Source organism: uncultured Enterovirga sp. (assembly GCF_964242715.1).
Classification (GTDB): domain Bacteria; phylum Pseudomonadota; class Alphaproteobacteria; order Rhizobiales; family Beijerinckiaceae; genus Enterovirga.
Genome location: NZ_CAXTAZ010000001.1, coordinates 34054 through 46328, shown reverse-complemented (window position 1 = coordinate 46328; position 12275 = coordinate 34054). Strand labels below are relative to the sequence as shown.

12 protein-coding genes are annotated in these 12275 nt (G+C 71.2%); 8 read left to right on the top strand and 4 right to left on the bottom strand.

Annotation, left to right across the window (positions count from 1 at the left end; translation table 11 throughout):
* Positions 1–31: 31 nt before the first annotated feature.
* The 8 genes from ACFE87_RS00220 (at position 32) to ACFE87_RS00185 (ending at position 8575) form a co-directional block, all read left to right on the top strand.
* The gene (locus ACFE87_RS00220; RefSeq protein ID WP_375457583.1) at positions 32–1156 is read left to right on the top strand and encodes an NAD-dependent epimerase/dehydratase family protein; all 1125 of its coding nucleotides are present in this window, start codon (positions 32–34) and stop codon (positions 1154–1156) included.
* Positions 1153–2256, top strand: a complete 1104-nt coding sequence (locus ACFE87_RS00215; protein WP_375457582.1) for an SDR family NAD(P)-dependent oxidoreductase — start codon at positions 1153–1155, stop codon at positions 2254–2256. The genes ACFE87_RS00220 and ACFE87_RS00215 overlap by 4 nt, the downstream gene beginning before the upstream one ends.
* Positions 2253–3512, top strand: a complete 1260-nt coding sequence (locus tag ACFE87_RS00210) for a glycosyltransferase family 4 protein (protein ID WP_375457581.1) — start codon at positions 2253–2255, stop codon at positions 3510–3512. Before ACFE87_RS00215 ends, ACFE87_RS00210 begins: the two co-directional genes overlap by 4 nt.
* Positions 3509–4615 carry a glycosyltransferase gene (locus tag ACFE87_RS00205; protein ID WP_375457580.1) on the top strand — a complete coding sequence of 369 codons (1107 nt, stop codon included), beginning with the start codon at positions 3509–3511 and terminating at the stop codon, positions 4613–4615. The genes ACFE87_RS00210 and ACFE87_RS00205 overlap by 4 nt, the downstream gene beginning before the upstream one ends.
* Positions 4612–5706: a glycosyltransferase gene (locus ACFE87_RS00200; protein ID WP_375457579.1), complete on the top strand. Its 1095-nt coding sequence runs from the start codon at positions 4612–4614 to the stop codon at positions 5704–5706. Before ACFE87_RS00205 ends, ACFE87_RS00200 begins: the two co-directional genes overlap by 4 nt.
* Positions 5703–6812 carry a glycosyltransferase gene (locus ACFE87_RS00195; RefSeq protein ID WP_375457578.1) on the top strand — a complete coding sequence of 370 codons (1110 nt, stop codon included), beginning with the start codon at positions 5703–5705 and terminating at the stop codon, positions 6810–6812. The genes ACFE87_RS00200 and ACFE87_RS00195 overlap by 4 nt, the downstream gene beginning before the upstream one ends.
* A 102-nt stretch (positions 6813–6914) precedes the next feature.
* Positions 6915–7940 (top strand): UDP-glucuronic acid decarboxylase family protein, encoded by a 1026-nt coding sequence (locus tag ACFE87_RS00190; RefSeq protein ID WP_375457577.1) that lies wholly within the window; start codon positions 6915–6917, stop codon positions 7938–7940.
* Between the two features lie 44 nt (positions 7941–7984).
* Positions 7985–8575 (top strand): DUF1003 domain-containing protein, encoded by a 591-nt coding sequence (locus ACFE87_RS00185; protein ID WP_375457576.1) that lies wholly within the window; start codon positions 7985–7987, stop codon positions 8573–8575.
* 15 nt (positions 8576–8590) lie between these two features.
* Here the strand turns inward: ACFE87_RS00185 and ACFE87_RS00180 are convergent, their stop codons facing one another.
* From ACFE87_RS00180 to ACFE87_RS00165, 4 genes are read right to left on the bottom strand one after another with little or no spacing between them, the layout of a single operon-like run.
* Positions 8591–9475, bottom strand: coding sequence for a class I SAM-dependent methyltransferase (locus ACFE87_RS00180; RefSeq protein ID WP_375457575.1), 885 nt, complete (start codon positions 9473–9475; stop codon positions 8591–8593).
* Positions 9468–10475 (bottom strand): GNAT family N-acetyltransferase, encoded by a 1008-nt coding sequence (locus ACFE87_RS00175; protein WP_375457574.1) that lies wholly within the window; start codon positions 10473–10475, stop codon positions 9468–9470. The genes ACFE87_RS00180 and ACFE87_RS00175 overlap by 8 nt, the downstream gene beginning before the upstream one ends.
* A complete protein-coding gene (locus ACFE87_RS00170) occupies positions 10472–11515 on the bottom strand; it encodes a glycosyltransferase family 4 protein (RefSeq protein ID WP_375457573.1) in 1044 nt (347 codons plus the stop codon). The genes ACFE87_RS00175 and ACFE87_RS00170 overlap by 4 nt, the downstream gene beginning before the upstream one ends.
* A complete protein-coding gene (locus ACFE87_RS00165; RefSeq protein ID WP_375457572.1) occupies positions 11506–12270 on the bottom strand; it encodes a PIG-L deacetylase family protein in 765 nt (254 codons plus the stop codon). The genes ACFE87_RS00170 and ACFE87_RS00165 overlap by 10 nt, the downstream gene beginning before the upstream one ends.
* Positions 12271–12275: the final 5 nt, after the last annotated feature.

Below are 12275 nucleotides of genomic sequence, written 5' to 3'. Positions count from 1 at the left end.
CCCGGCGGACCGGGCGGCGAGCGGGTGTGACTTGGCCGAGAGAGTTCTGATCACGGGTGGAGCCGGCTTCATCGGCCGCTACGTCGCGCGTGCCCTGCTGGCCCAGGGCCACGAGGTCCGGGTGCTCGACAGCCTGATCGAGCAGGTTCATGGCGGCCGCGACCGGCCCGACGCCCTGCACAGGGATGTCGAGCTCGTCGTCGGCGACATCCGCGACGAGGCCCGCGTGGCCGGCGCGCTCGCTGGCGTCGATGCCGTCATCCATCTCGCGGCAGAGGTCGGCGTCGGCCAGAGCATGTATGCGGTCGACCGCTATGTCTCGGTCAACGATCACGGCACCGCGGTGCTGCTGCAGCAGCTGATCGAGCGGCCGGTCCGGCGCGTGGTCGTCGCCTCGTCGATGAGCATCTACGGCGAGGGCCTCTATCGCAGCGTCGACGGCGACCTCGTCGAAGACGCGGTCCGCATCCCCCGCACGTCGCCCGACCAGCCCTGGGATCCGGTCGACGCCAAGGGGCGGCCGCTCCGTCCCGTGCCGACGCCGGAATCGAAACGCCCGAACCTCGCCTCCGTCTATGCGCTCACGAAATACGTCCAGGAGCGGCTCACCCTCACCCTCGCGCCGGTCTACGGCATGGAGGGCGTCGCGCTCCGGCTCTGGAACGCCTACGGGCCGGGCCAGGCCCTCTCCAACCCTTATACGGGCGTGCTGGCGATCTTCGCGTCCCGGATCGCGAACGGCAACCGGCCCCTCGTCTTCGAGGACGGCGAGCAGCGGCGCGACTTCGTCCATGTCGAGGACGTGGCCCAGGCCTTCCTGCTCGCGCTCCAGACCCCGAAGGCGGCGGGCGGCATCTACAATGTCGGCTCGGGCGAGGACCGCACCGTGACCGAGGTCGCGAACCTCCTGGCCGAGGCCATGAACCGGCCCGATCTCGGACCGGAGATCACCGGCAAGGCCCGCACCGGCGACGTCCGCCACAACATCCCGGACATCGGGAAGGTCCGCGAGGAACTCGGCTACCGACCGGCGATGGATTTCCGGCGCGGCCTCGCCGAACTCGCTCAGTGGGTGGCCGAGCAGGAGGCCGGGAGCGCGCAGGACAAGGTCGCGGAGGCCCGGCGCGAGCTCGAGGCGCGGGGGCTGGTGGCTTGACGGCCACGGGAACGGGCGAGGGCGCGCCCGCGCTGGTCGGGCGTCGGCCGGTCCTGGTGACGGGCGGGGCCGGCTTCATCGGCTCGAACATTGCCGATCGCCTCGCCCGGGACGGCCACGACGTCCTCGTCTACGACGCGCTGGCGCGGCCCGGCGTCGAGCGGAACCTCGCCTGGCTGCAGGGGACGCATTCGGCCCGCATCTCGGTCGTCAAGGCCGACGTCCGGGACGACGCGGCCCTGGCGGACGCGGCTCGCGACGCGGCCGCCGTCTTCCACCTCGCTGCCCAGGTCGCTGTGACGACGAGCCTGGCCGACCCGGCGAGCGATTTCGACATCAATGTCCGGTCGACCTTCCGGCTGCTCGAAGCGCTGCGCCGGCGCGACCGCCCGGCGCCGCTCGTCTTCGCATCGACGAACAAGGTCTACGGCGATCTCGCTGACGTAGCATTGGAATCCACCAACCGGGCCTACCTGCCGCGCGATCCGAATATCCGCCGCTACGGCATCTCGGAACAGCGGCCGCTCGACTTCCACACCCCCTATGGCTGCTCCAAGGGCGCGGCGGACCAGTATGTCCTCGACTATGCCCGCTCCTTCGGCGTGCCGACGGTCGTGCTCCGGATGAGCTGCATCTACGGGCAGCGCCAGATGGGGACGGAGGACCAGGGTTGGGTCGCGCATTTCGCGATCTCGGCGCTCGAGGACCGGCCCGTCTCGATCTTCGGCGACGGCTCGCAGGTCCGTGACGTGATGGACGTCTCGGATGCGGTCGAGGCCTATCTGGCGGCCTGGCAGCGGATCGGCAGCGTCGGCGGTCGGGCCTTCAATCTCGGCGGCGGGCCGGCCAACGCGATCAGCCTGCGCGACCTCCTCGACCATCTCGGCGGCCTCACCGGCCGGCCGGTCCGGACCGAGTATCTCGACTGGCGCTCCGGCGACCAGCGCTGGTTCGTGGCCGACGCCCGCGCCGCCCGGGCCGCGCTCGGCCTGCGGGCGCCGGTGCCGTGGCGGCGCGGCGTCGACGCGCTCGCGCGCTGGCTCCAGGCCGAGCGCGGCCTCGACGCACTGGCTGCGGCCCCACTGGCGGGGGTGGCGTGAGCGAGGGCTCGCCGGCCTCCGGCCTGCATGTCCTGGTGACGGCGGATTCGGTCGGCGGCGTCTGGACCTACGCGCTCGACCTCGCGCGCGGCCTCAGCGAGCGCGGGGCCCGGCTGACGCTGGCCACACTCGGCGCGCCTCCCGGAGACGGCGAACGCGAGGCCGCCCGCGCGATCGACGGCCTCGACCTCGTCGAGACCGGGCTGCCGCTTGACTGGCTCGCCGAGGGGCCGGGCGACGTCCGGGCCACCGGCCAGGCTCTTGCGACCCTGGCGCGGGAGCGCGGCGTCGACCTCGTCCATCTGAACAGCCCCGCCTTCGCGGCCGATCGCCCCTTCGCGGGGCCCGTGGTCGGCCTGTGCCATTCCTGCGTCCGGACCTGGTGGGACGCGGTCCGCTTGACGCCGCTCGACCCGGATTTCCGCTGGCAGGCCGACATGGTCGGCCGGGGCTACCGGGCCGTCGACGCCCTCGTCGCCCCGAGCCGCAGCTTCGCCCGCGCCACCGCCGCCGCCTACGGCCTCGCGCGGGAGCCGGAGGTGGTCTCGAATGGGCGGGTTAGTGCGTCCGAGGGTGGCTTCCGCGCCTTTCCCTCCCCGGAGGGGAGGGCGAGTCGAAGCGCAGCTTCGAACCGGGGTGGGGACAGCCCGGGCCACGTGTCCCCGCCCCGGTTCGGCTTCGCCGACTCGGCCCTCCCCTCCGGGGAGGGAGAGGCCGGCCAGCCGTTCGTCTTCACGGCGGGCCGGCTCTGGGACAACGGCAAGGACGTCGCCACGCTCGACCGCGCGGCGGCCGGGCTGTCCTGCCCGGTCCTGGCGGCCGGGTCGCAGGCCGGGCCGAACGGCACCCAGGTCGAACTCCGGCACATCCAGCCGCTCGGCCAATTGACGCCGGCCGAGGTCGCGGCCCAACTCGCCGCGCGTCCGGTCTTCTGCTCGCCCGCGCTCTACGAGCCCTTCGGGCTCGCGGTGCTGGAAGCCGCGGAGGCCGGCTGCCCACTCGTCCTGTCCGACATCCCGACCTTCCGGGAATTGTGGGACGGTGCGGCCATCTTCGTGCCGCCGCGCGATGCCGGCGCGTTCGCCGCCGCGCTCGCGAATCTGGTCGCGGATCCCGAGGCGCGAAGCCGGCTCGGCGCGGCCGCCCGGGATCGGGCAGCCCGCTACACCGCCGACGCCATGATCGACGGCACCCTCGCGGTTTACCGGGCCGTGCTGGCCACCCGGCACGACGCGCCCCTGAGCCTCGCCTCGTGAAGATCGTCTATTTCACCCACTCGCTGCTCTCCTGCTGGAACCACGGCAACGCGCATTTCCTCCGCGGTGTGCTGCGGGACCTGACCCGCAAGGGCCACGAGGTCGTGGCGTACGAGCCCGCGGATTCCTGGAGCCTCGACAGTTTGCGCCGCGACCACGGCGAGGACGCGCTCGCGGCCTACCGGGCCGCCTATCCCGAGCTCACGTCCCTCGCCTACGGGCCCGAACCTGACCTCGACCGGATGCTCGACGGCGCCGACCTGGTCCTCGTCCACGAGTGGAACGAGCCCTGGCTCGTGGCAGCGATCGGCGCGAAGCGCGTCGCCGGCGGGCGGTTCACCCTCCTGTTCCACGACACCCATCACCGCGTCGTCAGCGACCCCGAGGCGATGCGGCGCTACGATCTCGACGGCTATGACGGCATCCTGGCCTTCGGCGAGACCGTCGCCCTGCGCTACCGCGACTGGGGCTGGCGCGACCGCGCCTTCGTCTGGCACGAGGCGGCCGATCACCTGCTGTTCTGCCCGCCGACGGGCGAGGGCCGTCGCGACCGCCTCGTCTGGATCGGCAATTGGGGCGATGAGGAGCGGAGCGAGGAGCTGGAAGGCTACCTGTTCCGCCCGGCCCAGCAGCTCGGCCGCGGGCTCGACGTCTACGGCGTGCGCTATCCCGACCATGCGCTGGCGACGCTCGCGCGCTACGGCGCCCGCTACCATGGCTGGGCCGCGAATGCGGCCGCGCCCGCGATCTTCGCCCGCCATCTCGCGACCGCGCATGTGCCGCGGCGCTTCTATGTCGAGCACCTGCCCGGCATCCCGACGATCCGGGTCTTCGAGGCGCTGAGCTGCGGCATCCCGCTCGTCTCCGCGCCGTGGCAGGATTCGGAACGGCTGTTCCGGGTCGGGACCGACTTCCTCATGGCCCAAAACGAGCGCGAGATGGAGGACCATCTCCGTGCCGTCCAGGCCGATCCGGACCTTCGGCGCTCGCTCGCCGCCCGGGGCCGGGAGACGATCCTGGCCCGCCACACCTGCGCGCACCGGGCCGACGAGCTTCTCGCCATCGTCCAGTCCCTTGCGACCGAGATCCGGCAAACTGCATGAAGATCGCCTTCTACGGATCAAGCCTCCTCTCCTCCTATTGGAACGGGGCCGCCACCTATTATCGCGGGCTCCTGTCGGCCCTGGCCCGGCACGGCCATTCCATCACCTTCTACGAGCCGGACGCCTTCGACCGGCAGAAGCATCGCGACATCGAGCCGCCGGATTACGCCGCTGTTAAGGTCTATGCGGCGACAGACCAGGGCGTCCGGGCCGTGATCGCGGAGGCGGCCGGCGCCGACATCGTGATCAAGGCGAGCGGCGTCGGGGTCTTCGACGACGTGCTGCTGGCCGGCGTGATGGCGGCCGCGCGGCCCGGCGCCATCCGGATGTTCTGCGACGTCGACGCGCCCGCGACGCTCGCCGAATTGAAGGCCCATCACGACCACCCGATGCACGAGGTCCTGCCCGATCTCGACCTCGTCATCACCTATGGCGGCGGCCCGCCGGTGATCGCGGCCTACGAGGAACTGGGCGCGCGGCTCTGCGTCCCGATCTACAATGCGCTGGATCCCGCGACCCACCATCCGGTGCCGGCCGACCCGCGCTTCGCGGTCGACCTGTCCTTCCTGGGCAACCGGCTGCCGGACCGCGAGGCCCGGGTCGAGACCTTCTTTCTCGATGCGGCGGCGCGCCTGCCCGAGCGCGCCTTCCTGATCGGCGGCAATGGCTGGGAGACGAAGGCGATGCCGGGCAATGTCCGCCATCTCGGCCACGTCTACACGCGCGAGCACAACGCCTTCAACGCATCCCCGCTCGCGGTCCTGAACATCGCCCGCGATTCCATGGCCTCGGTCGGCTATTCGCCCGCGACCCGCGTTTTCGAGGCGGCCGGCACCGGCGCCTGCCTGATCACGGATAGCTGGGTCGGGCTCGACCTCTTCCTCGCGGAGGGCGAGGAGGTGCTGGTCGCCCGGGACGGCGCCGATGTCGCGGCGCATCTGCGCGACCTCACGCCCGAGCGGGCCCGCGCCATCGGCGAGGCCGGCCGTCGCCGGATCCTGGCGGAGCACACCTACGAGCGCCGCGGCCTCGAGCTCGACGCGCTGCTGCGGCGCGAGGCAGCCCTCAAGCGCAAGAGGAACGCGGCGTGACGGGAGGGCTCCGGCTCGTCGTCCTCGGGCTCAGCCTGTCCTCGTCCTGGGGCAACGGGCACGCGACCACCTACCGGGCGTTGCTACGGGCCTTTGCGGCGCGCGGGCACGAGGTCACCTTTTTGGAGCGCGACGTTCCCTGGTACGCGGCGCATCGCGACCTCGTCGATCCCGACTGGTGCCGCCTCGTCCTCTACGACGACCTCGGCGCCCTCGACCGCCACCGCGACGAGATCCGACGCGCGGACGCCGTGATCGTCGGGTCCTACGTGCCGGACGGCGTCGCCGTCGGGCAGCTCGTCCAGGACCTCGCGGAAGGCGTGCGGGCCTTCTACGACATCGACACCCCGGTGACGCTGGCCAAGCTCGCGCGGGGCGAGTTCGAGTATCTCTCGCCCGACTTGATCCCGGGCTACGACCTCTACCTGTCCTTCACGGGCGGGCCGACCTTGCGCGAGATTGAGCGGCGTTACGGCTCGCCCGCCGCGCGCGCCCTCTATTGCTCGGTCGATCCCGACCTCTATCCGGCCCGCGACCTGCCGCAGCGCTGGGACCTCTCCTATCTCGGTACCTATAGCCCGGACCGGCAGCCCGTGCTGGACCGGCTGCTGATCGATCCGGCGCGGCGCTGCCCGGATCTCCGCTTCGTGGTCGCGGGCCCGCAATATCCGGACGATCTCGACTGGCCCGACAATGTCGAGCGGCTGCCGCATGTCGGCCCGGCCGACCATCCCGAATTCTACGGCGTGAGCCGCTACACGCTGAACGTGACCCGGGCCGACATGGTCGCGGCCGGCTGGTCGCCGAGCGTCCGGCTGTTCGAGGCCGGGTCCTGCGGCGTGCCGATCATCTCCGATCGCTGGCCAGGTCTGGAGTCGATCCTTGCGCCCGGGCGGGACATCCTCCTGGCGGAGAGCGCGGACGAGGTCATCGGCATCCTTCGGGACCGGTCCGAGGACGAGCGCAGGCAACTCGCCGCCGCGGGGCGGGCCCGCGTCTCCCGGGAGCACACGTCCGCCCATCGGGCCGAAACGCTCGAGCGGTATCTTCGCGAGGCGACATCGGTACGCGGACACGCGGAAGCGGGCCTGCTTGTCGGCTCTTGAGAGTGTCTGTGCGCAACGGGACCAACCAGCCCTGTTTGATGACGCGGCGTGACATGAGCTACAAAGAAGATGATCGAGGAAGACGGCACGGATGACAAACACATGACGCAAGGGCGTCGGCGCCTGGTCCTGGTTGCAGGCGGAGCCGGATTCATCGGCTCGCATCTGTGTCGTGCGCTGCTCGCGAGCGGGGCGGACGTCGTCTGCCTCGACAACCTGCAGACCGGCACGCGCGCCAACCTGCGGGCCTTCGAGCGCGAGCCTCGTTTCAGCTTTGTCGAGGGCGACGTCGTCTCCACTCTCCCGGCGGTGTTGCGATCCGCATCGTTCAAGCCGGCGCTCGTGATGAATCTCGCCTGCCCAGCCTCCCCGCCGCATTACCAGGCCGATCCGGTGCGCACGATGATGACGAGCGTCGTCGGGACCGACGCGCTCCTGCGCCTCTCCGAACGGGCGGGCGCCCGTTTCGTCCAGGCCTCGACGAGCGAGGTCTACGGCGATCCAGCGATACATCCCCAGACGGAGAGCTATTGGGGCAACGTGAACCCGATCGGGCCGCGCGCCTGCTACGACGAGGGCAAGCGCGCCGCGGAGACGCTCGCCTTCGACTACGAGCGTGCCGGGCGCGTGGATGTGCGGGTCGCCCGCATCTTCAACACCTACGGTCCGAACATGCAGGTCGATGACGGCCGCGTCGTCTCGAACGTGATCTGCCAGGCGCTGTCGGGAGCCGACATCACGCTCTACGGCGACGGCCGGCAGACCCGCTCCTTCTGCTACGTGAGCGACCTCGTCGACGGGCTGTTGCGGCTCGGCTCGCATGACGGCCCGGCGCCCGGACCCGTCAATCTCGGCAATCCGAACGAGCTCAGCGTCGCCGACCTCGTGGACAAGGTGGTCGGCCTGACCGGATCCGCGTCGCGCATCGTCCGGAAGCCGCTTCCGGTCGACGATCCCCAGCGCCGGCGCCCGGATATCGCGCGGGCCGAGGCGGTGCTCGGCTGGTCGCCGAAGGTGTCCCTGGAGGTGGGGCTCAAGGACACGATCGCCTATTTCACCCGCGAGCTGTCGCGGCCGCGCGTGACGAACGGAGCGGAGCGAGAGAGCGGCCGCTCGGTCGCGGTGTAAGCCAGCTCGACGTAGCCGGGCGAAACTTGCGGGAGAGACGTCCATTGAGCGATCAGAGAAGCTACCGGCAGGCCGCGGACACGAAGCCGCCCGTCGTGCCCCCACCCCAGCCGGGCGGCCTGAGCCCGGTCCTGTCGCGCAACATCGAGGCGCTGCAGGAGCGACGTCGGAACGAACTCGCCTCCGCCTCGCTTCAGGATCGCGTTTCCGACGCCGTGACGAGATTCGCGGGCAGCATGACCTTCGTCATCGTGCACCTGGTCGTGTTCGGGGTGTGGGCCCTCGTCAATTCGGGCTGGATGCCCATCCTGCCGAAATGGGACGAGAGCTTCGTCATCCTGGGGACCTCGGCATCCGTCGAGGCCATCTTCCTGTCGACCTTCGTCCTTATCAGCCAGAACCGGATGTCGGCCGCGGACGCGAAACGGGCCGATCTGGATCTCCAGGTCGGTCTTCTGGCGGAACATGAGGTGACGCGGCTCGTCGCGATGGTGGCGGCCATCTCCGACCATCTCGGGATCAAATCGGAGGCCGACGAGGAAATCCCGGAGATCAAGCAGGACGTGGCGCCCGAAGCGGTGCTCGACGAGATGGATCGGCGCGAGCGGAAGGTCGAGGCCAATGCTCGGGCCTGATGGTTCGACGCCGGATCAGAAGGCATCCGGGCGCCTGCGGCCGAGATAGGCCGTGGCGTCCCAGAGCGAGAAATCCCGAGTCCCTTCCCGTTCAAGGGCGAGGCCGCTCCGGCCGAAGGCCGCCGCGATGTCGGCACGATCGAGACCGTCGTCGCCCCGATAGGAGTAGTTCAGGATCAGGAGCGCGCCCCCGGGCCGCAGGACGCGGGCGGCCTCCTCGATGTGCCGGTCGGCCAGACCCGGCGCGGACGCGACCAGATACGGGAATACGTCGGCAGCGAGGACCAGATCGACATGCGCCGAGGGCATGTCGGCGAGGTCGCGACCGTCGGTCTGCACGAAGCGCGTGTTGGGGTATCCGGCCCCGCGGCGACGGGCTTCGGCGATCATCTCGCCCGAGACATCGAGGCCTACGACCTCCGCCATCTCGGGCGCGAGCGCGAGGGCGAGCCGGCCGATGCCGCAGCCGATGTCGAGGAGGCGCCGCTCGCGGCCGAGAAGGCCCCAGAGGCGAAGCCGCTCGACCACCTCGGCGGTCGCCGCCCGCAGGATGTCGGGCGAGCCGAGCGCGTAGAGGGCGACCGACGCTTCGGGTCTGGTCCGGGCCAGACGGTCGAACACCGCCGCCCAATGCGCCGGCCCTCCCGCCGCGTCGTGCTCGGCCTCCGCCATCACGCTCCGGATCGTCGCCCAGGCATCGGGATGGGCGCGGAGGAGCGTGAGAAGTGCCGTCAGCCGCTTCCGGCCCGCCGGCTCGGCGCGCCTGACCCGGTCCTCGATCGCGCTTTCGACCTCGGCCGCGGATTCAGCCTCGACGAGAAGCTGCATCAGCGCCACGTTCGCGGGCAGCCCACCCTCCAGATAGCGCCCCAGGAGGGCGGCGAGGCGGTGTTCAGCCATGCGGTCCGGCCCGCCGGATGACGCGAAGCTGGTTCCAGCGATCGGCGGCGCCCCACTCGTATTTGTAGGGCTCGCGGCCGCGCAGCAGGTCGAACCGCACCGCGCCCTCCTGCGCGGCCGCTTCGATGGCATGGCCGAGGAGGATGGTGCCCGGGCTCTCGAAGGAGAAATCCGGGTCGAAGCCGCCGAGATAGGCGTAGGCGGCGGGGCCGTGCCGGAGGCCGTAATAGGCGCCTGCGACCTGCCCCTCGATCACGAGGCGATAGAGGCGTGCGAGCCCGGCCTCGGCCAGTGCGGGCAGCGAGGCGTCGTGAAAGCGGCGAACACGGTCGTCTGCCAGCACGCCGGCCTCCTCCCGCGCGGTCCAGCGTGCACCGTGGAGGCGGATCAGGTCGGCGAGGAAGCCGGGGACGTCCTCCGCCCGGACGGTCTCGACGATGCCGCCGCGGCGCGCCACCCGGTGGCCGGCCATCCGGAGTTTTCGGCGCTTGGCGCTGGGCAGCGTGGCGAGAGCGTCGATCCGATTGTCCGGGAGGTCGAGCACGGGCCGTGCGCTCTGGGCTGCAACCTGGTCCGTACAGCCAGCAGGGCAGGGGAGGGTCAGCGCTGCCGCGCCTTCCGGCAATTCCTCGAGATGCCAGCTCGTCCAATCAGGTTCCGCGGCCATGGCCTCGAGGATCGCCTCGGCGACGCCCTCCGAAGCGGGATCGAGCAGCAGGTCGAAGAGGTCGCTGAGCCCGATTCCGAGCGGGAGAAGGCGTCGCCCGAGTGGCCCATCCTCCAGATAGAAGGGCGCGAGGCCGACCAGCCGTCCGCTCTCCCGCACCGCGACCGTCCTGAGCGACCCGGGCTCGAAGCTGTGCCACCAGGCCAGCAGCCAGGCCGGCGAGGTGAAGGGCGTAGCCGTCGGGCACCGACGCCAGAGATCCCACCAGTCAGAAGCCAGCGCCTCCAGCTCCTGCCATGTCCTGACCGTCGTCGCGACATGGGGCTCCCTCATTGCGGGCACCCGCTCGCGAGCCGGCCATAGAGCGCCAGATAGGCCGCGATCATCCGGTCGGCCGAGAAGCGCTCGCGCGCGACGGCCCGGCAATGCTCCGGGTCGAGCGTGGCGGCCAAAGGAATGGCGCGCGCCATCTCGTCAGCGTTCTCCACCAGGAACCCGGTCCGGCCGTGGTCCACGGTCTCCGGGAGCGCTCCGGCCGGGAAGGCGATGACCGGCGTCCCGGCCGCGATCGCCTCGCGGGCGACGAGGGAGGAGGTTTCGGGTGCGAGCGAGGGCACGAGGAGGCAGGTCGCCGAGCCGAGAAGCCGGCGCTTTCGCCGTCCGCCGACGGGACCGATCAGGCGCCGGGACCGGTCGAGCCGCGGCCGGATCTCGTCGCGCAGGTAGTCGAGATGGGCTGTATAGGGATAGGCTTCTCCCGCGATGGCGAGAGGAATGCCGGCCTGCCGCGCTGCCTCGATGGCGAGATGAATGCCTTTCTCGGGGCAGAGCCGGCCGAGGATCAGGGCGTAGCGGCGCTTGCGGTAGGCCGTCGCATAATCCGCGACCTCGATCCCGTTCGGGATCGGCGCAAGGAGGCGCGGGTTCGCCGGGCAGGCCCGGTGCTGAGTCTCCGAGACGGCGTGGAACCAGGTGTCCGGCCGCTCGGGCGAGAGTGCGCCCGCCGGGTACCAGTCCGGAGGGAGATGCAGCGTGACGAGGACCGGCGGCCCCGGCGGCGGCAGATAGCGGTCGAAATCGATCCCATGCAGGTGGACGAGGTCGACCGGGAACCGGGCGAGCGCCTCTGCGATCGCGGCGCAATGACGGGCCTGGGCAGCGGCCTTTTCGGCTTCGTCGAGGACGCCCGAGGCGCGGGGCACCGATACGAACTCGCCGGCGACCCGCGATCCCTCCTGCGCGATGACGATCGAGCGGTGACCGGCTGCGACCAGCGCGCGGTCGAGCCTTGCCAGGACCTGCTCGGCTCCGCCAACGGCGTCCGTCGAGACGGGGGCGAGCGGATAGGCGACGCTGAGGATGGTCAAAGCCACGCGTCAGACAACCCGAGTTCGACGGCTGCCTCGGCCATCCGGGCCCGAAGCTGCGCCGACGTGATTCCCCAATCATGGCGATCGTAGAGAGCCTGACTGCCGTCCGGCTGGGTCACGTCGCGCGGCACAACGGTCCGGAAGCTCTCGTCGGCGGCGCCGAAGGCGGCGAGCGTCCCGGCCTGGCTCGCATGGGCGGCCAGCATCGCCTGCTTCCGGCGCCGTTCCTCCTCGGTGAGGCGCAGGACCGTGACGCCCGGAGCCCCGCCGAAACTCTGCCGCAACCAGCCGTCGCCGGCCGGGTCGGCCCGGTAGAACGGCATCTCGACGAGGGCGGGCGCCTCCGGCCCCAGGAGTCGCGCCGCGGCCCGCACCACGAAGGCGGTGGCGTCATGGTCGGGATGGCCGCCCTCCAGGGCGTGGGTGAACACGATTTCGGCCCGCCGCATCGGCTCGACCAGTCGTCCGGCGATCTCGGACATCGCGTGGGCGACGCCCTGGTCGGCGATGTCGAGCGATACGACATGCGCGCCGGCGACCCCGCCCTCCGCGAGTGCAGTCGCCAGCTCCTCCCGTCGGGCGGCTGCATAGGCCTGCGGTGTCGGGAACCCGTGCCGGCGGGCATCGGCTCCATCCCGCGGTGCGCCGTCGGTCACGTGGAGGATGGCCAGGTTCGCGAGGCGCGGCAGGAGAACGCCGCAGCCCAGCGTCTCGTCGTCCGGATGCGCGACCACGATCAGGGCTGGCTCCAGGATCACCGGTC

Bases quoted from the DNA above. Each gene is read 5' to 3' on its own strand.
- ACFE87_RS00175 (WP_375457574.1), bottom strand. From the start codon at position 10,475: ATGAGGGAGCCCCATGTCGCGACGACGGTCAGGACATGGCAGGAGCTG.
- ACFE87_RS00180 (WP_375457575.1), bottom strand. From the start codon at position 9,475: ATGGCTGAACACCGCCTCGCCGCCCTCCTGGGGCGCTATCTGGAGGGT.
- ACFE87_RS00200 (WP_375457579.1), top strand. From the start codon at position 4,612: ATGAAGATCGCCTTCTACGGATCAAGCCTCCTCTCCTCCTATTGGAAC.
- ACFE87_RS00190 (WP_375457577.1), top strand. From the start codon at position 6,915: ATGACGCAAGGGCGTCGGCGCCTGGTCCTGGTTGCAGGCGGAGCCGGA.